The following is a 324-nucleotide window of genomic DNA, read 5'->3' on the forward strand; positions in this document are numbered from 1 at the left end:
GAAACATTTTATCCTTCAATTCTTCAGGGGTTGCTATATTTTGGGTAATATTGGAAATGATAGTAGTCGAACTGGATTTTTCAAGTGTGAACAGATAAATAAATCAGACATTGCTAATCAAATATATATATTGATTTATTACTATGGTGAATTAAAAGAATTATCTCTCATCTGAGAATTTATATTTTTTAGAATAGCATTTGGACTTTCTTCTAATTCTTGCTAAAAAATGCCCAAACATACTATTATAAGATTCTACTGTGAATGTTTCTGATTTTGTCTGAAGATGCTTCTCTTTAGGAACAATGCTTTGGTAGCTTTTCC

Annotated in this window: 1 pseudogene; it reads right to left on the minus strand. The window is 29.0% G+C overall.

Going from position 1 to position 324, the window contains the following annotated elements:
- Window positions 1-186: 186 nt before the first annotated feature.
- Window positions 187-324, minus strand: a pseudogene (locus GNY06_RS02895) (IS1-like element ISCaa4 family transposase); the annotation flags it as partial.

Source organism: Elizabethkingia argenteiflava (assembly GCF_009904105.1).
In the GTDB taxonomy this organism is placed as follows: Bacteria; Bacteroidota; Bacteroidia; order Flavobacteriales; family Weeksellaceae; genus Elizabethkingia; species Elizabethkingia argenteiflava.